The following is a 19,002-nucleotide window of genomic DNA, read 5'->3' on the forward strand; positions in this document are numbered from 1 at the left end:
GTTTCTGCGCTCCGTCCGCCTTGTTCTCGGGCTTCTCACGACAATTAATAGAGGTGCCCGGAAGTCCAAGCAGCCACAACTACCCACCGGGTATTCGTTTCCCTTTTTTTGCTGTGGAGACAGTAATGGTGTTCGTGCCTCTTGCGCCTTTGGCGGAGATGGCCGTTTACCCTCTGGCGAAGGAGTCATATTTCTGTTGAGAGAGGCATCCTGAGCGAACCCAGGATGCGATTCAGGATTGTTCCTGTCAACCATTGCGTTTTATCCTGCTGTTTTTTTCTCAGCCGATTTTGCTTGAAGGTTTTGCAGCGATGGCGCAACCTGAGCCTTGGGTGGCGGAGGTCGTTCGCCGCTTGGTGGCGGTGGGTTCATGTTCTTTTTGAGCGCACCCTCATTGATGACAACACGCTCTTTGAAAGAGTCCTGATTAATCATTGAAGTTCCTTTTCTTGATTGGTGCTAATTCCAGAACCGTGTTTTTTCTATCCAAACCAAGGTACAATACAGGAATTTTATCAACTTCAACAAGCTCATGGGTGTCCATCGATTTTGCGTATACCGTCACTTCTGTAAGCAGCAACTCTCGCTCATCACCCCCGTCCGAGTACCCCTGAACCCATCCCTGATACACTTTACCATTGTCATGATGACGAACAATCACCCATTTATCGATATCTGGTGAATTATGTGTCAGTTCCCAAATATCAACCTCATTTGTTCGCTTGGAGAGACCAAGTAGACGTAAAATTCTGTGCGGAAGGCTATATGCCTGAAGCACAGCAACGAATATCCCTAATATAACACCGATTCCTGTAGCATAAGCAATTTGGTCGGCTCCCAATCCCGACTGAGGATTCAATGCCGCCAGGACGAGGCTGCTTTTCCCGATTGTTCCCCAAAAACTTCCCTCTACCGTCGTTGAATTTTGCCACAGGTAAAGTCCTTCAATAAACCCGGTAATCAAATAGCAAGAAACACCATAAACAAATATCTGCAGTCCACTCTCAAAATCTGACCTTGGGCGCCTGGGCCCAATTGACTTGACAATCCCAAAAGCTATAATGCCGGGAATGAGCAGAAAAAATATTTTAAGACCAACAGCATCTATCTTTGGCAGAGTAGGCACAAATCTTTTCTCCTGTAATAAAATGGGGTAACAACTCCCTTCCGTAAAACAACCTGATTGAATGACAGAAAAACATCAACAGTTAATTTTCTGCGATCCCTCAAGCGAAATTTACATTTTTATTACGTAAAGAAAAAATCACAGCACAGCACTCACTCAAGCTCGTGCAACTGGCGGTGGAGGTCTTTGCGGGAGAGGCCGTACATATGCACATAGAGCAGGTTGAACATGAGCACGGCTGAGCGGAGCTGAGGGCCACGCATTGCCCGTTTGATGGCGTTCTCTATGGTGAAGACCCGTCTGGTGAGCGCGGTGTAGCTTGGAATGAACTCCTGAAGGGGAATCTGCAGGGGTTTGTAGAGCATCTCCTGACCCCATGAGAATCTGAAAGCATCGTGATCATCCCTTGCGTGCAGGAGCCGTCCTTCATTGGCCAGACGATCAAAAACACCGGTTCCGGGAATCGGCCGCAGAAGGTTGATACCGGGCACATCAATACCGGTCTCCTCAATAAAGGACTCTATCCTCTCCGGCAGCCCGATGGTATCGCCGTCAAGACCGTAGATAAAGCTGCCGTAGACGCAGATGCCCGCTTTTCGGATGTTTTTAATACACTCTACCTGGCGCACTGCCGGATTGTGGAATTTTTTATGGGCGTGGTTGCTGCCATCCTCAATGCTCTCGATGCCGACAAGCAGCGCGCCGCACCCTGAACGCTCAAACGCCTCAAGCAGCTTCGGCTGCTCACCGAGCGCAGTGGTCGCCTGGCCTACCCATTTGATACCAAAGGGAATGAGACCGGTGAAAAGTTCATGGGCATAGGCTTCATCAGCATTGACGGTATCATCAAGAAAGAAAAAGATCCGCTTGTCCTCTTTGAGAAAGAGTTCAACCTCCCTGAGCACGTCACTGACACGACGGTGACGAAGGCGGTGGCCGTTCATAACGTGGACATTGCAGAAGTCACAACTATAGGGGCACCCTCTGGTGGTCTGCACCACGTTGGTGGTAAAGTAGCTTTGAATATCAAGTGCGCCTTTACTTACCGTGCGCTCAATTGACAGATCAGGAAAGGATTCAACCCGGTACTCCGGCTTCAATGCTCCACGTCGAAGATCCTCCTGAACCTCACGCCAGATCTCGTCAGCCTCTCCAATGACGATTGCATCGGCATGATCACGGCAGTTTTCAGGAAAGATGGTCACGTATGGGCCGCCAAGCACAACCTTGATCCCTTTTGAGCGAAGATGATGGGCAAGATCAAAGGCGGGTTTCACCGCGCCGGTCTGAACACTGATGCCTGCCAGATCCCAGTGCTGATCCAGCGGAAGCTTCTCGAAGCGCAAGTCACAGATGGTCTGGCTGACTCCCTCAACCTGCTGCGAACTGAGAATCATCAGCGAAAGCGGCGGAATGGCGAACTGTGCCCTGCGGATGATATTGCTGAGCGCACGCTCCTTGAGCGAACTGAACAAACCCTGTTTTACGGTAGCGCTGTCGAGCAATGAGGCTCCGTCAACACCGCTGTCGGCCTGGATGAAAATCAGCAGTACCTTTTTCTCAACTCCACCGCTATCCTTCATCAAAAGCCTCCGCTTGAGCGTGCCAGATCCTGGAGCTTCTGCAGTTCAAGCAGCCCTTCAATCGGAGTGAGCCGGTCAAGATCAAGCATCTCAAGCGCCCTGCGGAGCCGCGAGTCGGACTCTTCAAAAAGACTGATCTGCATGCTTTTCACCGTCGGCGGACGGTCAAGAGGAATCTCGATATCACGTTTCTCCATTCCGGCAAGGATCTCCCTTGCCCGCACAATAACATCCGCCGGCATCCCGGCCATTTTTGCCACCTCGATACCGTAGCTGTTGTCGGTGGAGCCCCGAACAATCTTTCGCAGAAAAATTACCCGGTCAGCGGTCTCCACAACCGTTGCATTATAGTTCACAACTCCGGGAATCCGGTTTTCAAGCTCGGCAAGCTCATGGTAGTGGGTCGCAAAGAGTGTTCTGGCGCCTATTGCGTGAGCGATATACTCGCTCATCGACCAGGCAATCGACATGCCGTCAAAGGTGCTGGTACCGCGACCAATCTCATCAAGCAGAAGCAGACTTGTTGATGAGGCATTGTTAAGAATGCTGGCCGCTTCATTCATCTCGACAAGAAAGGTGCTCTCCCCCGAGGCAAGATTGTCCGAAGCGCCGACTCTGGTAAATATCCGGTCAACAAGACCGATTTCAGCACGTTCGGCAGGCACAAAACTGCCCGCCTGCGCCAGCAGGACGATGAGGCCGGTCTGACGGAGAAAGGAGCTTTTTCCGGCCATGTTGGGGCCGGTGATGATGAGCATCTTCTGTTTCTCATCAAAGAGGCAGTCGTTCTGCACATAGGGTTCATCATCGCTCATGATCCGCTCAAGCACCGGGTGGCGTCCATTGATGATCTCAAGATTGCGGTGATCCCTCATTTCCGGCTTGCAGTAACCGTACTGAACGGCAGCAAAGGCAAACGAAAAGAGTGCATCAAGCTCGGCAATGACCGAGGCATTGGTCTGAATCAGGGAAGCCTGCCCGGCCACTTCAGCACAAAGGTCGTGAAAGAGACGAGCCTCAAGCGCAAAGCTTTTCTCTTCGGCATTGAGAATCTTCTCCTCATACTCCTTCAGGGCCGGTATGGTGTAGCGTTCGGCGTTGACAAGGGTCTGCTTTTTCTCATAATATGGTGGCACCTTGTCGCTGTTTGCCCGGCTTATTTCGATGTAGTAGCCGAATACCTTGTTGAACTGTACCTTGAGCGAGGAGATCGAGGTGTTGAGGCGCTCCTGCTGCTGAATCTCCATAAGACGATCCTTGGCCGTCGAAGAGATGGAGCGGAGATCATCAAGCTCCAGGTGAAAGCCGCTCCTGATATACCCCCCGTCCCGCATGGAAGCTCCGGATTCGGGATCTATGGCCTCTTCAATGCGCCGGGCAAGTTCGGGAAGCGGATTCAGTCTGGCAGCAAGGAAGCGAAGCCGAGCGCTTGCCGCCTCCTGAAGCAGCTCCTGAAGTGAGGGAATAAGGGCAAGCGAAATGCCAAGTTGTCGAACCTCTCTCGGCATGGTGCGGAAGGTGGCAATTCGCGCAAGCGAGCGTTCCAGATCATTGATGGCTGAAAGCTTTTCACCAAGCCCCTCCCGCATCTCCCTGCAAACAGTCAACTCCTCTACGGCATCGAGCCGGAGCCGGATATCCTCAATTTTTCTCAGCGGTCGCTGCAGCCACCGGCGGATGAGTCGCGCCCCCATGGGGTTGCAGGTATGGTCCATCACCTGGAGCAGACTGCCGTTGAGCGTGCCATCCTGCATGGAGGAGATGATCTCAAGATTACGCTTTGTCTGCAGGTCAAGCGTCATATGATCATCGCCATGCAGCTCGCTGATCCGGGTGATATAGTGCAGGCGGTTCTGCCGGGTCTCTTCGAGATACTGGAGAATAACTCCTGCAGCAACACGACCTGCACCGTTCCCCTCAATACCGAACCCTTTAAGGGAGTGGGTTTTGAAGTGGCGTGAAAGCACCTCACCGGTCTGTTCTTCACCGAACATCCAGGCATCAAGCTCGGTAATGAGCAGCTCCTGTGAACAGGATTGTTTCAGCTGCTCAAACCGGGCGCGCTCTGAGGCGGAAATGAGAATTTCGGATGGATGGAGTGAAAGCAGAAACTCCCTGACACCCTCAGGCTCCATGGAGGCAATGCTGAACTCAGCGGTGGTCACATCAATAAAGGCAACCCCGGCGATAGTCGAACGACCCTCCCTGAGAAATGCCACAGCACAGAGATAGTTGTTGTGACAGTCATCAAGAATTTTATCGCTGAAGGTTATACCGGGAGTAACGATATCGGTAATTTCACGACGGACAATCCCCTTGGCCTCTGCCGGGTCTTCAACCTGGTCACACACCGCAACCTTGAACCCTTTCTTGACCAGTTTGGCAATATAGCCCTCACTGGCATGGTGGGGAAAACCTGCCATAGGCACTTCAGCCGACGAGCCGTTGGAGCGCTTTGTCAGTACAATATTGAGTGCACCGGAAACCAGACGGGCATCCTCAAAAAAGGTTTCATAAAAATCCCCTACTCGGAAAAGCAGCAAAAATTCAGGGTACCGCTCCTTGACCTCCAGATACTGGCGCATCATGGGCGAGTGCTCTTTCTGTGTACCCTTTACTTTGCTCATAGCGAGATTCATCAACAATTGAATAGAGAGGTGCCCTGTTGCCGGGGGAACATGGCGCTCTCGAAAAGAAGAAGCTACTTCAGCGCATCTAAATAAACAAACGACAACAACCTCTTTCAGAAAAGGGAAATACTCTCCTGTTCAGCACTTGAAGCTCCTGCCGGCGACCTCATCCAGATCCTGAAAACGGGCGCTCTGCCGGAGAAAGCAGGGCATTCAGAAAGTGTCGCAGGATATATGGATTTTAGCGCTGCTCATGTTTGAATATGAGGGAATTAATACTATATTTCAGTCCTTTATCACTAAAATACGAGCAAGATGCAGGCGTTGATCAAGATTTCCGATAAACAATTTCTGGTAAAACAGGGCGACAAGCTCTTTGTGCCCAAACAACAAGCCGCAATCGGCGATACCATGGAAATCAAAACCATGGCTGAGATTGACGGTATCAATACTAATCTGAATCCTGCAGGCAGCATTCAGGCCAAGGTTCTTGATCATGTCAAGGATGACAAGGTTATTGTTTTCAAGAAAAAACGCAGAAAACGCTACCAGTCAAGAAACGGTCACCGTCAGCAGATGACCCAGATTGAGGTTATCTCCCTTTAAGAGAACAGTTCAAGATTTTTAACGTTAATTTCTTTTTCCCATGGCACATAAAAAGGGTGGCGGTTCAACCAAAAACGGACGCGACAGTAATCCTAAATATCTCGGCGTAAAAGCTGCCGGCGGTTCAACGGTCAGTGCTGGAACAATCATTGTCCGCCAGAGAGGCACGGTTATCAATGCAGGCTCAAATGCCGGATTAGGCAGGGATCATACCATATTTGCACTTGTTGACGGCGTTGTCACCTTCCGCAACGGAAGGAACAACAAAAAACAGGTCAACATCATCCCCTGCTGATTTTGCTTGCTGCAAAATAAGCTTATATTTAAAGGCCGTCTTTTTCTTCAAGGCGGCTTTTTTTATGCTCAACCTGATTGCTCGATCTCCGGGGCATAAACATCATTCAGCATCTCATCCTTTACACCTTTAAATCATTGATTCTTTATGAAAATCACCGTTATCGGAGCCGGAAATGTCGGGGCTACAGCGGCACTTCGCATTGCAGAAAAACAACTCGCAAAAGAAGTAGTACTGATTGACATCGTGGAAGGTATCCCGCAGGGCAAAGCTCTTGACATGTATGAGTCAGGCGCCGTAGCGCTTTTCGACACCTGCGTTATCGGATCAAATGACTATAAAGACTCAGCCGATTCTGATATTATTCTTATTACTGCCGGTCTTGCAAGAAAGCCGGGAATGACTCGCGAAGATCTTCTGAATAAAAATGCCGCGATCATCCGTGACGTGACCATCCAGGTGATGAAATACTCCCGGAACCCGATCATCATCATGGTATCAAACCCTCTTGATGTGATGACCTATGTTGCCAGAAAAACCAGCGGACTACCTAAAGAGCGTGTTATCGGTATGGCCGGCGTTCTTGATGCCGCCCGGTTCAGAAGCTTTATTGCAGAAGCGTTGAATGTATCAATGCAGGATATCAATGCCTTTGTGCTTGGCGGTCACGGCGACTCCATGGTTCCTGTCGTAAAATATACCAATGTCGCAGGTATCCCTCTGACCGAACTGCTTCCCCAGGATAAAATTGACGCGATTGTTGAACGCACACGAAACGGTGGCATCGAAATTGTCAATCTGCTGAAAACCGGTTCGGCTTTCTATGCACCGGCAGCTTCGGCCGTGGAGATGATTGAGGCTATTGTCAAGGATCGCAAGCGGATTCTTCCCTGTACCACAGCGCTTGAAGGCCAGTACGGCATTGATAATGTATACTGCGGTGTACCGGTCAAACTCGGCAAAAACGGCGTTGAGCAAATTCTTGAGATCAACCTCTCCCCGAGCGAACTCGAAGCTCTCCAGAAATCCGCAGCCGAGGTCAAGGAGAACTGTAACAGCCTTGCCGCTCTCCTCGCCTGAAGAGCACCTTCGGGAAATGCTATATTCTGATGAACAAAAAAAGCGGCTCCGGGCCGCTTTTTTTGCAGGGGAAAAAGGCTAAAGCTACACCGGCAACACCGGCTCTTCATGGGTAATGCAGTGGATTGCCCCCAGTCCCCATACCAGATCAAAACAATCAATCCCGACAACCCGCCTGCCGGGAAAACAGTTCTGCAGCAGCTCAACGGCTAAAGTGTCACGTGAACAGCGATAGGTCGGCACAAGCACCACACTGTTGGCGATATAAAAATTTGCATAGCTGGCCGGGAGGCGCTCCCCGTCAAAAACGACCGGAGAGGGCATGGGAAGTTTCACGACATGAAGAGGGTTACCCTCAATATCCGTAAAACTCTGCAGCAACCGGTAGTTCTCCTGTAGCGGTTCGTAATTCAGGTCAGCCGGGTCATCCTCTACAGCGATCACCACGGTATGCTCATTGACAAACCGTGCCATATCGTCAATATGGCCATCGGTATCATCTCCGGCAATACCATCGCCAAGCCAGAGTACTTTTTGTATGCCGAGATAGTTTCCGAGCTCCCGCTCGATATCGGCTCGGCTCATCAACGGATTCCGGTTTGGATTCAACAGACACGCTTCGGTAGTCAGCAGCAGACCCTTGCCATTGACATCGATAGATCCCCCCTCCAGCACAATACCGGTTGAAACCAGCGGAAGCTGCTCCTGGAAAGCAATCCGTTCCGGCACCGCATTGTCATCATCATAGGGTTCATACTTCCCCCCCCAGGCGTTGTACTCCCAGTCGAGAATAACTTTCTCGTTACGAAATCCGCTCTCACGGAAGACGAAGTTCGGCCCGTGATCCCTGCACCATGCATCATTGGTCGGAATCCTGTGCAGAAAAACACGATCCAGACGAAGCTGCTCATGGCGTGAGTTCCGAAGCAGTTCAAGCACCTCCCGCTCCATTGCTTCATCGAGCACATTGATATGCACCTCCTCGGAAGAGCTCAGCCATGAAGCAATCTCAACAAACACGGCGGGTACCGGTTCAAACTTTCCCGGCCATGACTCAAGCCGGTGAGGCCAGGAGAGCCAGGTCGCTTTATGAAAAGCCCACTCGGGAGGCATATAATAGGTCGGATCAGCCATAAGAGATAATCAGTTCAGGGAGGTTGACTGAAGAGCAGCCGCATGCGCTCTGATACGCCTGATACGCTCGACAACCGGAGGATGTGAATAGTTCAGAAATACATAGAAGGGGTGCGGTGTAAGATTTGAAAGATTGCTTCGGGAGAGATTTCTGAGTGCATCACCGAGAGTCACACCTTTATCAAACGTCGAAACCGCATAAAAATCAGCCTCATACTCATGTTTTCTTGAAAGAACCTGCAAAAAAACAGAGAGTATCAGCTCCACCGGAGTGTAGAGCAGCATAAAAAAAATCAGACTTCCATACACGGAGAGATTAATCATGAAAAACGCATCAAAAAGCTGGCGGTTATTCATGAAAAGCGAGAGCAGAAAAAAAAGCGCGCCAAGATTGACGATACTCAGCACCATGCTGATGATAATATGTTTTTTCTTGAAATGTCCTATTTCGTGGGCAAGCACGGCAACCAGTTCATCAACCGGATGGCCTGAAATAAGGGTATCGAAAAGGGCTATTCTCTTTCGTTTACCGAAACCGGTAAAAAAAGCATTTGCTTTAGCTGACCGGCGGGAGCCGTCAATAACATAAATTCCGGCAAGCGGGAAATGCACTGTTTCGGCATAGTGCATGATAGCACGCTTCAATTCACCCTCTTCAAGCGGAACAAACTTGTTAAAAAGTGGCATGATCCATGTTGGTGCCACATACTGGAGCAGAAGGGAGAGCGTTGTAACGCCGCACCAGGCCCAGAGCCAGGCAAGGGGGCCTGTCGTCTCAAAAAACCAGAGCACCGCATAGAGAAGAGGGGTCCCGAGAAGAAGGGCAAGCAGCAGGGTTTTAAAAAGATCAGCCGCAAAAACGGAGGGAGTGGTCTTGTTAAAGCCGAATTTCTCCTCAATAACAAATGTTCTGTAGATACTGAACGGCAGATCAAGGAGTGACTGCACGAGAAGCAGGATGCCGATATAGAGCACTCCGGTAACAACCGCATCATATCCGAAACCCCTCAGAAGATTGTCGAGCAGATTGAATCCCCGGCTGAACCAGAAGAGGAGGAGAAGGGCAAGATCAAAGGCCGCGCTGCATAAAGAGAGCGTCGTTGTGGCTCGAAGATACTCCCTTGATTTCCGGCTTGCCTCCTCATCAAACAGGCCGGTAAATTCCTGGGGAACCGGCGCTTCCGACGCTTTGAGATTGAGCAGTTCGGAAACAAGTTTAAGCAGAAAAGTCGTGAGCAGCGCAAAAAATACAACCGTAGCGAATATGTTCATCATGTCAGGTAATGAAGAAAAAAAGGTTCATGCAGGTCAATCCGGTCACTCATCAAGGTACCGGCTCTGAAGTTCTCCATAGGTTTCAATTCTGCGGTCACGCAGAAAAGGCCAGTGCGAACGGTAAAATCCTATCCTGCTGCGGTCACACTCGGCAAAGAGAATGGTTTCATCCTGATGAGCCGTTTCCTCAATGATCTGCCCGAAGGGATCACAGACAAAGCTGTTGCCCCAGAACTCCAGATCACCTTCAGTACCAACCCGGTTAGCCGCTGCAACAAAAACGCCATTGGCCACGGCATGACTCAACTGCATGGTTTTCCATGCCACCTGCTGCGAACGGCGCACCGCTTCCGACTCTTCATCAGCCGCCCATCCTATGGCTGTAGGATAAAAAATAATCTCCGCACCCTTGAGAGCCGTAAGCCTTGCCGCTTCAGGGTACCATTGATCCCAGCAGATCAAAACACCGATGGTAGCGTATCGAGTTTTAAAGACCTTGTAGCCCAGATCGCCCGGAGTAAAATAGAACTTCTCGTAAAATCCGGGATCATCAGGAATATGCATCTTTCGGTACTTGCCGAGATAACTTCCATCAGCGTCAATCACCGCTGCAGTGTTGTGATAGAGTCCCCGGGTTCTCTTTTCAAAGAGTGAGGCAACAAGAACAACCTCAAGCTCACGGGCAAGCTGCTGCAGAACAAGTGTTGAAGGACCGGGAATCGATTCAGCAAAACCAAACGGTTCATAGGCCTCTGTCTGGCAGAAATAGCGCGTTGTAAAGAGCTCCTGCAAACAGATTATCCTCGCGCCCTTTGCCGCAGCCGCCCTTATTTGGAGGCATGCATTCGCAAGATTTGCAGCCGGATCACTATCTGCGCGGGCCTGTACAAGTGCTATGGGTACGGTTTCGGAATGCATGACTGAACGAGGTGTTTGTATTGAATGAGAATACCAAGGGAAAGAAGAATCCCGAAGAGCGTCATGAGCTTTCCGGTACCTGCCAGTACATGGTTCAACTCCCTCCCCTCACTCCTGTAGAGCTCCCTCTTCATACGGAAGGCCAGCGGCAGTGAAAGCCATGAGAGGAGACCAAACACCGAGTACCCTTCCAGATAGAGTAACAGAGGGACAAGATAGGCTACAACGGTTAGTGCCACATAGAGACGACGTGCGTAAACGGCACCTATACGGGCAGGAAGCGTCATTTTGCCAACCTTGCGGTCAGTATCAATATCGCGGATATTGTTGACCAGAAGAATATTGACCGAGAAAACTCCCGGAGCTACTGCGGCAAGCAGTACCGGCATGGCAAGCTCATGCGACTGGACATAGTAGGTACCGCCAACCGCTACAAGGCCAAAAAAAACAAAGACAAAGAGGTCGCCGAGACCCGAATAGGCTATCGGATACGGGCCTCCGGTATAGCCCCAGGCAAACAGCAGAGAGAATAAACCGATCACCAGTATCGGCCATCCGGCTGTATAAACCAGGAAAAGACCAAGCAGAAATACAACGAGAACAAGAGAGAGAGAGACCCGTATCATGGTTTGCTCGCTGATAAGCCCTGCGGCCACAGTCCTTGTCGGCCCGAGTCGTTCAGCCGTATCGGCTCCCTTGCGAAAGTCATAGATCTCATTGATGAAATTGGTCGCCACCTGAATGCCGAGAGCACAGATGAGCGCAACAAGAGCCGGAAGGAGTTGAAACCGGCCGTCAGCAGCCGCGAGTGCGGAGCCCAGCAGAACCGGCACCGCACCGGCCGGAAGTGTTTTCGGACGGATGGCCAGCATCCAGGAGTGAAAGGGCGACTCTATCGGAAAAACGGATTCATCCATTTTCAGGGGCATTCTTCTTTTCCTTTGCGGCTTTCACACTGCTGAAGGTGTGGCGGATTTTTTCGCCCGGTTTTATATAGGTAAGACTGTGACGCACAGCCATGGCCGCATCACTCAACCCGGTCTGAATAATTTTCAGCTTGCCGGGATAATAGGCAATATCTCCGGCGGCATAGAGTCCGTCAATGGATGTCTTCATATGACTGTCAACAACCAGTGCATTGTCCATAAGCTCAAGATCCCATTCGGCAAGCGGCCCGAGATTGGACTTGAAACCAATCAGAAGAAGCAGGCAATCAGCTTCAAGGATATGGGTTTTTCCGCCCTTTGTCCGGACATGAACCGCAGTAAGCTGGTCGTTCTCACAATCAACAGAAGTAACCTCGGTGTTCAGATAGACATCAACCCGTCCCTCTTCCCTTGCCTCAAGCACCTCCCTTGCCGTCTTCCCGTGACCCTGAAAATCAGGCATCCGGTGCACCAGTGTGACGGAGTGCGCAGTGTTCAGAAGGCCGACCGTCCAGTCAAGAGCAGAATCGCCACCCCCGACAATCACAACCCTTTTACCGGCAAAGTCACTGACATTTTTGACCGCATAAAATACCGATGAACCCTCAAGATGATCGATATCATGCAACTGGGGCAGCTTGCGAGGAGAGAAAGCACCGAGACCTGCAGCAATCAAAAGAGCCCTTGACAAAAAGACCCTGCCTGATCCAACCGTCACTTCAAATGTTCCATCATCAAGTTTCCTGTACCGGGTAACCGTCTCGCCAAGAATGACCTCCGGATGATAGCGTTCGGTCTGCTTCCACAAGCTCTCGACAAGTCCGGCTGCAGGAACTTCCTGAAACCCGGCTACATCATAGATATGTTTTTCGGGATAGAGGGCGGCAAGCTGCCCTCCAAGAAGCGGCATACTTTCAATAATACGACAGCTTATATTATTCATTCCGCACTGGAATGCGGCAAAAATGCCGGTAGGTCCTCCGCCAACAATGGTCAGGTCGCGGATCTCTTCACCACCGTCAAAATAAAGTTTATTTAAGGGCATGAGTTGGATACCGGATTACTGGATATTTTCCTGACTGTGCGCTCTTTCAGGTCCCGATTTTTTCAGGTAGATCATCCCCTGGGGGTCAACCATGCCGTAAAGAACCGCAATCAGCTGCTCCTCATGATCAAGCTCATGGATCTCCACATGAACGGCATCCCGCTTTCGCACCTTGTCGCCTTCATTATTTTTAAATAAAAACAGCGCCTTTACTCCTCCGTGAGGTGTCTGGCCTTCAAAGAGATAGTTGCCATCTTCAAGTTCATCAAGTGCACAGCCTGATGATGCCGAATCGATAGGACATGATGCGCACTGGGAGTAAAACCCCTCCTCTGACTGAGCGTATTCACAAACAGGAAATTTCATTACTTCTCCATCTTTTTTTGCTTCCGGGTTGAGTGTGCGGAAATATAATCATTAAAATATTGTTGAAGAGTTCAATCTTTATAGTTTTCTTGTGTCACAGTTTCAACAACAGCACTCAGCAAGAGAACCATGTTAGCCAAGCGGATTATACCCTGTCTCGACGTTCGGGACGGCAGGGTTGTCAAAGGAATTAATTTTGAAGGATTGAGAGATGCCGGTTCCATCCTTGAACAGGCCCGGTTCTATAATAACGAACTGGCTGACGAACTGGTGTTTCTTGATATTTCAGCATCACTCGAATCACGCAGAACAACACTTGAAGAGGTACTGAAAGTTTCCGGTGAAATCTTTATTCCGCTCACCGTCGGCGGCGGCATCAACTCCGTTGAACGCGCCAGGGAGGTTTTTCTTCACGGAGCGGACAAGGTCTCGGTAAACACTGCCGCAGTGAACGATCCGGAACTGATCACGCGGATCGCCGAGAAATACGGGTCACAGGCCGTTGTTGTTGCTATTGATATCAAAAAAATAGGCACGGAGTACATCGTCCATACCCATTCCGGTAAAAATCCGGTTAGTCTGGAAGCACTTGAATGGGCACAAAAAGTCCAGGAACTCGGCGCCGGCGAGATTCTGCTTACCAGCATGGACCGTGATGGCACCAAAGAGGGTTATGATAATGAGATACTTGCCCGGATCTCTACCGCTGTTCATATCCCGGTCATTGCATCCGGCGGTGCAGGCAACCTGGAGCATCTCTATGAGGGATTTACCAAAGGTCATGCCGATGCGGCACTGGCAGCCTCTATCTTCCACTTCCGCCAGCACTCAATCCGTGAAGCAAAGGAGTATCTCCATGAAAGGGGGATTCCTGTCAGGCTCTGACCCCCTCCGGCATTATTACATCACTCATATCATCACCGGCATCCGAACTCCGTACGGCAGCGCTCCGGTTTGACAAGCCGGAACCGGGCCATGGAAATCGGCATGGATTCAACCACATGCCGCGAGGATGCGACTGTTTTTTTAAGGGAAATTTAAGTTGTGGCTTATACTCCTTTAAGAATTTCAGGGCTACATTTGATTCTGTTATTATTGATACTTTATCAAACTGCTTACACATCAAGATCCCATGAAAGCATCCATGAAATCCTGGGCAACACCTCTTGCCTCCGGAGCATTTACCATTTCAGCTGTTACCGGTCTTTTAATCTTTTTTGACATTGAGATCGGCATGGTTGAGGATGTCCACAAGTGGCTGAGCTGGCTCCTTGTCGGCGGAGTTCTTCTGCATCTTCTCTCCAACTGGAAACAATTCACCGGATATTTCTCAAAGAAACCGGCATTAGCCATTATAGCGACAGCGCTTCTTGTCACCATAGCCTCCCTTCTGCCTCTCTTCGGTGAAGATGAAAAAGAGGGTGGAAAAGAACAGACCGCCAAAAATGCAGCACAGGCACTTGAAACATCATCACTGAACACCGTTGCCCTCGTTCTGAAAACCTCTCCCGGACTCCTGATTGAAAAGCTCGGAAAAAACGGTATTGTTGTAAAGAGTCCGGCATTAACGGTTGAGGAGATCGCTCGCGACAACAGCAAAAAAGAGAACGAAGTGCTTGCTTCACTATTAGAAGCTTCCAGTCAGAAAAATGGTACACGCGACTAACAATATTCAAACTTATGAGACTTCTTATCATTGAAGATGAGCCTGGAATAGCCAGATTTCTCAAGGACGGACTTGAAGAGGAGTACTTTGCCGTTGATCTTGCCCATGATGGCAGAACCGGGCTCGACATGGCCGTAACCAACGAGTACGACCTGCTCATTATTGACTGGATGATTCCCGCACTGAGCGGCATCGAGGTTTGCCGGCAGGTACGAAAAGGGGGGAGTACCGTTCCCATTCTCTTTCTGACAGCAAAGGATACACTGGAAGATGTGGTATTCGGTCTTGACGCGGGCGCCAACGACTACATTAAAAAGCCTTTCGAGTTTGAAGAGCTGCTGGCCCGAATCAGGGTTCAGCTCAGAACGGCAAATCGTGTTGAAGAGTCATTGAGTGTCGGAAATCTGACGATCAATCCCGTTACACATCAGGTGTTCTGTGCCACAACAGAACTTACCCTGACACCGAAGGAGTTTGCGCTGCTTGAATATCTCATCCGCAACAAAGACCGTGTTTGCACACGCAGCCGCATTATTGAGCATGTCTGGGATATCCATTTCGATTCGGATACCTCCGTCATTGACGTCTATATCACCTTTCTTCGCCGTAAACTTGAAAGCGTCGGATGCGGAAACATTATTCAAACCATCCGTGGAGTTGGCTATATCGTCCGGGAATCCTGATCATCTGCCATAAACATGCCAATAAAATCAGCCCGAAATAAACTCGGTTCACTCAACAAAGTGCCCGAATTCAGCCTGCGAAACCGGATTGCCTTCTATTATACCGCAGCAACCGGATTTCTGATTGCCATGGTCTTTATGATCATCTACTTCACAGTGGAAAGCATCGTCTATAAACAATTCGATGACGAGATCAAAAAAGAGGTTCTGGAAGTACTCTCGGATGCCAATGTCACCACTCATGATTTCAAAGGGTACGCCATAGTGAAGGATTTCGAAAGCATCCGGAACCTTGATACCAATGACCATGACAATATCCTTGACAATGACCATGATAACGACAACAAGGACAAGAGCAGTAACGAAACCGTTAAAGAAAATAATGACAACTCGAATCTTGATACCGAATTTATCCAGATCGTTGATACAAAAGGGGAGGTTCTCAATAAATCATCGACCCTGTCATGGTGTGTTCTGTCATTCGATCCGAACCGGAAAGGCAAAGAGTATTTCAACACGAGTTTAGGCGGGTCACTGGTTCGCCAGGCACAGGTACCGCTTGTCAATCTTGACGGGGTCACAGAGGGCTACCTTATTGTAGCCCTCCCGCTGAAAAACGCACTGATTGTGCTGCATGATCTGCAGAATATTTTTCTCTTTGCCTTTCCCGTCATTATTCTCACCCTCTTTGCTCTTACCCGTCTGATCGCAGGAAAAAGCATTCGACCGGTTGAAAGGATCATTGCCACAGCAGAAAAAATGACCCAGTCAAATCTGCATGAGCGGATTGTGCTGCCCTTCCATCATGATGAGCTCTACCGTCTATCTGCAACGATCAACGGCCTGCTTGACCGGATGGAGGAGGCTTTTCAGCGTGAAAAACAGTTTACCTCCGATGCATCCCATGAGCTAAAAACCCCGTTGGCGGCCGTTAAAGGCACACTTGAAGTGCTTGTACGAAAACCGAGAGAGCGTGAGCACTATGAAAGCAGAATTCACTTCTGCCTTACGGAGTTAAATCGTATGGCCCGACTCATCGACCAGCTTCTTGTACTTGCCAGAAACGAGGGGAGCAAGGTAAAACCCAATATCGAGCTGCTCATGCTTACCCCTCACCTTGAGGATGTCATTGCCAGAATTCAGCCCTCTGCTTATGAAAAGAATATTTCCATCACGGCTGATCTGCTTGACAACGTAAAAGTCGCAGCTGACCCGGCAATGCTTGATATGATTTTCGAGAATATTCTCACCAATGCCATCAAATACTCTCCCGAGGGATCTTCGATAACTCTTGGTACACAGCAACAGGAGAATGCAATTGTCTGTACCGTTTCCGACCAGGGAATCGGCATACCTGAAGAGAAACTGAATGCGGTATTTGAACGCTTTTATCGGGTTGATGAATCGAGAAGCTCAAGCACTGGAGGATTCGGACTTGGACTATCAATTGTAAAAAAACTTGCCGACATGCAGGATATCATGGTGACACTGAGCAGTGAAAAAAACCGTGGAACGACCTTTACGCTGACATTCCAGTCAGCCGCAGCAGGTGCAACAAATGACCCCCTGCAAACCAACAGTCACTCATGATTAACACTACTGAATAATGTGGAAATCCGTACTTGTACAGCGAACTATACCGCTGACAATCTCTTACCTCCTGCTGATTCTTGCGGCTATAGCTCTTGACTCTATCCTGCATGCCCTGAATCTGGTCTGGATAGGACGATATCTCGGCATCGCAGGCACCCTCTCTCTTGCATTCTCATTTATATATTCAGCGAGAAAAAAGAAGCTGATCCTGAATGGCCCCATGAAGTTATTTCTCAGACTGCACTGCCATTCAGGATGGATCGGGACACTGATGATTCTTGTTCATTCAGGAGTTCACTTCAACGCCGTTATACCGTGGACGGCTACGACCCTCATGATGGTGGTTACCGCCAGCGGCCATGTCGGACAGCATCTTCTAAAAAGGGTCAAGGAGGAGGTAAAGGAAAAAATGAAGGCGCTTGGACGCAATGGCGACGTTGACGACAACATTGAGCAGCAGCAGTATTGGGATACCCTTACGGTAAAAACTCTTGAGAAATGGAGAAGCGTCCATATGCCGATGGTCTCATTTCTTATAGCCCTGACCCTGACCCATATACTTACCATATTTTTCTTCTGGAACTGGAGGTAATCTGTTGAAACCACTATTAGTTTTTATCACTTCAGCCATTATTCTCGGCGCTCTGGCTGTAGCTTTCCCTGAAGTGCTGGTTACTCCGGGCCCACTGATGCGCGGCCATCAGACACTGAGTCGGGATTGTCTGAGCTGCCATACTCCGTTTCGCGGAGCCAAAGCGGTACAGTGCATAAGCTGCCACAAACAGAACGATATCAGCGTTAAAAACGTCGCAGGCAAACTGCTGCCGCCTGACAGCAGCAAGGTTCTTTTTCACAAGGGTCTCAGTGCAGGCTCCTGCAATGAGTGCCATACTGATCACAAAGGGAAAAAGGCAGTCAAAGCCTTTAAACCGTTCAGGCATGAAGAGATCTCTCCAGCACTGCTGAAAAACTGCATCGCCTGTCACAGAAATGACAAGCCGGAAGATATCCTCCATCGCAATACGAAAGGGAATTGCGCTGAGTGCCATGGCAAAAAACACTGGAAACCGGCAATATTCGATCATCGCATGCTGAACAGCACAATGGCATCACAATGTATCGAGTGCCATAAAACCGACAAGCCGGATAATAATCTGCACCGCACCATGCAGCTTGGATGTGCAAACTGCCACGGTACGAGAAAATGGCTGCCCGCTACATTCTCTCACAACAAACTGAGCGCTGCAGACAGAACCCGGTGCATCACCTGCCACAACTCCGACAAACCGAACGACAAACTGCATCGTCAGTCACCGGAAAACTGTGGCGCATGCCATATGACCACGAAATGGAAACCCGCAACCTTCAGTCACGGCAAGCTGAGTGCTGCTGATAAAAACCGGTGTATCTCATGCCACAGATCTGACAAGCCGAATGACAATCTGCACCGCTCGTCACAGGCAAACTGCGGAGTGTGCCATTCAACAGGTAAATGGAAACCGGCTACCTTCAGTCATGGCAGGCTTGGCAGCGGAAGTGCAGGTCAATGCATCTCCTGCCACAGAAGCGACCGCCCCAATGACGACCTGCATCGCAAATACAACGCAGCTTGTTCAGAGTGCCACACCACCAGAACATGGAAACCCGCCACCTTTAACCATAGCAGGGTGAGCGGAATAAATGGCAAACAGTGCATCTCATGCCACAAGGGCGACCAGCCGAATGACAGTATGCATCGCTCGTCGCAGGCGAACTGCAGCACATGCCACAGCACGAAAAAGTGGAAACCGGCAACATTCAATCACAACAGATATTTTGTGCTCGACCGTGACCACAGGGCAAGCTGTGCCACCTGCCATCCCGAGTCAGGCAACTACAAAAAGTATACCTGCTATAACTGCCATGAGCACTCACCCTCAAGGATAGCGGCAGAGCATCGTGAAGAGGGCATCTACAACTATCAGAACTGTGTAAAATGCCATCGGAGCAGCCGGGAACGGGGTGATGACTAAAGGGCTCATCATAAATCAGTTACGCGATTCGTTCACCTGCGAACCGCTATACAAACAGCTTTTG

20 protein-coding genes are annotated in these 19,002 nt (G+C 49.8%); 10 read left to right on the top strand and 10 right to left on the bottom strand.

The window, feature by feature from the left end; translation table 11 throughout:
• Window positions 1–200: hypothetical protein (locus BOO20_RS13145; protein WP_233120926.1), on the top strand; the 200-nt coding region annotated here is incomplete at its 5' end.
• A gap of 61 nt (window positions 201–261) precedes the next feature.
• Here BOO20_RS13145 and BOO20_RS12870 read toward each other — a convergent pair.
• The 4 genes from BOO20_RS12870 to mutS form a co-directional block, all read right to left on the bottom strand.
• Window positions 262–435 (bottom strand): hypothetical protein, encoded by a 174-nt coding sequence (locus BOO20_RS12870; RefSeq protein ID WP_158068736.1) that lies wholly within the window; start codon window positions 433–435, stop codon window positions 262–264.
• Window positions 428–1,126 carry a DUF6338 family protein gene (locus tag BOO20_RS08005; RefSeq protein WP_076791913.1) on the bottom strand — a complete coding sequence of 233 codons (699 nt, stop codon included), beginning with the start codon at window positions 1,124–1,126 and terminating at the stop codon, window positions 428–430. The genes BOO20_RS12870 and BOO20_RS08005 overlap by 8 nt, the downstream gene beginning before the upstream one ends.
• Window positions 1,127–1,278: 152 nt before the next feature.
• On the bottom strand, window positions 1,279–2,709 hold the full coding sequence (locus tag BOO20_RS08010) for a radical SAM protein (protein ID WP_076791914.1): 1,431 nt from the start codon (window positions 2,707–2,709) through the stop codon (window positions 1,279–1,281).
• On the bottom strand, window positions 2,709–5,336 hold the full coding sequence (gene mutS, locus BOO20_RS08015) for a DNA mismatch repair protein MutS (RefSeq protein ID WP_076791947.1): 2,628 nt from the start codon (window positions 5,334–5,336) through the stop codon (window positions 2,709–2,711). Before mutS ends, BOO20_RS08010 begins: the two co-directional genes overlap by 1 nt.
• A 318-nt stretch (window positions 5,337–5,654) precedes the next feature.
• Here mutS and rplU point away from each other — a divergent pair, with 318 nt between their 5' ends.
• The 3 genes from rplU to mdh all read left to right on the top strand — a co-directional run bounded on the left by rplU (window position 5,655) and on the right by mdh (window position 7,320).
• The gene (gene rplU, locus BOO20_RS08020) at window positions 5,655–5,945 is read left to right on the top strand and encodes a 50S ribosomal protein L21 (protein WP_076791916.1); all 291 of its coding nucleotides are present in this window, start codon (window positions 5,655–5,657) and stop codon (window positions 5,943–5,945) included.
• A 40-nt stretch (window positions 5,946–5,985) separates the two neighbouring features.
• The gene (rpmA, locus tag BOO20_RS08025; RefSeq protein ID WP_006366202.1) at window positions 5,986–6,240 is read left to right on the top strand and encodes a 50S ribosomal protein L27; all 255 of its coding nucleotides are present in this window, start codon (window positions 5,986–5,988) and stop codon (window positions 6,238–6,240) included.
• A gap of 147 nt (window positions 6,241–6,387) precedes the next feature.
• Window positions 6,388–7,320, top strand: a complete 933-nt coding sequence (gene mdh / locus BOO20_RS08030; protein ID WP_006366203.1) for a malate dehydrogenase — start codon at window positions 6,388–6,390, stop codon at window positions 7,318–7,320.
• 84 nt (window positions 7,321–7,404) lie between these two features.
• Here mdh and BOO20_RS08035 read toward each other — a convergent pair whose 3' ends face one another.
• Genes BOO20_RS08035 through BOO20_RS08060 form a run of 6 tightly spaced genes read right to left on the bottom strand, consistent with a single transcriptional unit; the run spans window position 7,405 to window position 12,984 of the window.
• Window positions 7,405–8,454: an agmatine/peptidylarginine deiminase gene (locus tag BOO20_RS08035; RefSeq protein WP_076791918.1), complete on the bottom strand. Its 1,050-nt coding sequence runs from the start codon at window positions 8,452–8,454 to the stop codon at window positions 7,405–7,407.
• 9 nt (window positions 8,455–8,463) lie between these two features.
• Window positions 8,464–9,726: a M48 family metallopeptidase gene (locus tag BOO20_RS08040; RefSeq protein ID WP_076791948.1), complete on the bottom strand. Its 1,263-nt coding sequence runs from the start codon at window positions 9,724–9,726 to the stop codon at window positions 8,464–8,466.
• Between the two features lie 45 nt (window positions 9,727–9,771).
• Window positions 9,772–10,647 carry a carbon-nitrogen hydrolase gene (locus BOO20_RS08045; RefSeq protein WP_076791920.1) on the bottom strand — a complete coding sequence of 292 codons (876 nt, stop codon included), beginning with the start codon at window positions 10,645–10,647 and terminating at the stop codon, window positions 9,772–9,774.
• A complete protein-coding gene (locus tag BOO20_RS08050) occupies window positions 10,623–11,576 on the bottom strand; it encodes a 1,4-dihydroxy-2-naphthoate polyprenyltransferase (RefSeq protein ID WP_076791921.1) in 954 nt (317 codons plus the stop codon). Before BOO20_RS08050 ends, BOO20_RS08045 begins: the two co-directional genes overlap by 25 nt.
• Window positions 11,557–12,618: an NAD(P)/FAD-dependent oxidoreductase gene (locus BOO20_RS08055; RefSeq protein ID WP_076791923.1), complete on the bottom strand. Its 1,062-nt coding sequence runs from the start codon at window positions 12,616–12,618 to the stop codon at window positions 11,557–11,559. The genes BOO20_RS08050 and BOO20_RS08055 overlap by 20 nt, the downstream gene beginning before the upstream one ends.
• A gap of 15 nt (window positions 12,619–12,633) precedes the next feature.
• Complete coding sequence (locus tag BOO20_RS08060; RefSeq protein WP_076791924.1) at window positions 12,634–12,984, bottom strand: hypothetical protein; 351 nt, start codon at window positions 12,982–12,984, stop codon at window positions 12,634–12,636.
• A 129-nt stretch (window positions 12,985–13,113) separates the two neighbouring features.
• Here BOO20_RS08060 and hisF point away from each other — a divergent pair, with 129 nt between their 5' ends.
• The 6 genes from hisF to BOO20_RS08090 all read left to right on the top strand — a co-directional run bounded on the left by hisF (window position 13,114) and on the right by BOO20_RS08090 (window position 18,938).
• The gene (hisF, locus tag BOO20_RS08065; RefSeq protein WP_076791926.1) at window positions 13,114–13,869 is read left to right on the top strand and encodes an imidazole glycerol phosphate synthase subunit HisF; all 756 of its coding nucleotides are present in this window, start codon (window positions 13,114–13,116) and stop codon (window positions 13,867–13,869) included.
• Between the two features lie 247 nt (window positions 13,870–14,116).
• Window positions 14,117–14,650 (top strand): DUF4405 domain-containing protein, encoded by a 534-nt coding sequence (locus tag BOO20_RS08070; protein WP_076791927.1) that lies wholly within the window; start codon window positions 14,117–14,119, stop codon window positions 14,648–14,650.
• Between the two features lie 14 nt (window positions 14,651–14,664).
• Window positions 14,665–15,333: a response regulator transcription factor gene (locus BOO20_RS08075; protein ID WP_076791929.1), complete on the top strand. Its 669-nt coding sequence runs from the start codon at window positions 14,665–14,667 to the stop codon at window positions 15,331–15,333.
• A 15-nt stretch (window positions 15,334–15,348) separates the two neighbouring features.
• Entirely contained in the window at window positions 15,349–16,923 is a 1,575-nt protein-coding gene (locus BOO20_RS08080; protein WP_076791930.1) for a cell wall metabolism sensor histidine kinase WalK, read from the top strand.
• Window positions 16,924–16,939: 16 nt separating this feature from the next.
• A complete protein-coding gene (locus BOO20_RS08085; protein ID WP_076791932.1) occupies window positions 16,940–17,518 on the top strand; it encodes a hypothetical protein in 579 nt (192 codons plus the stop codon).
• 4 nt (window positions 17,519–17,522) lie between these two features.
• Window positions 17,523–18,938, top strand: coding sequence for a hypothetical protein (locus BOO20_RS08090; RefSeq protein WP_076791934.1), 1,416 nt, complete (start codon window positions 17,523–17,525; stop codon window positions 18,936–18,938).
• The last annotated feature ends 64 nt before the right edge of the window (window positions 18,939–19,002 follow it).

The sequence above is a fragment of the Chlorobium sp. KB01 genome (assembly GCF_001975465.1).
Classification (GTDB): Bacteria; Bacteroidota; Chlorobiia; order Chlorobiales; family Chlorobiaceae; genus Chlorobium.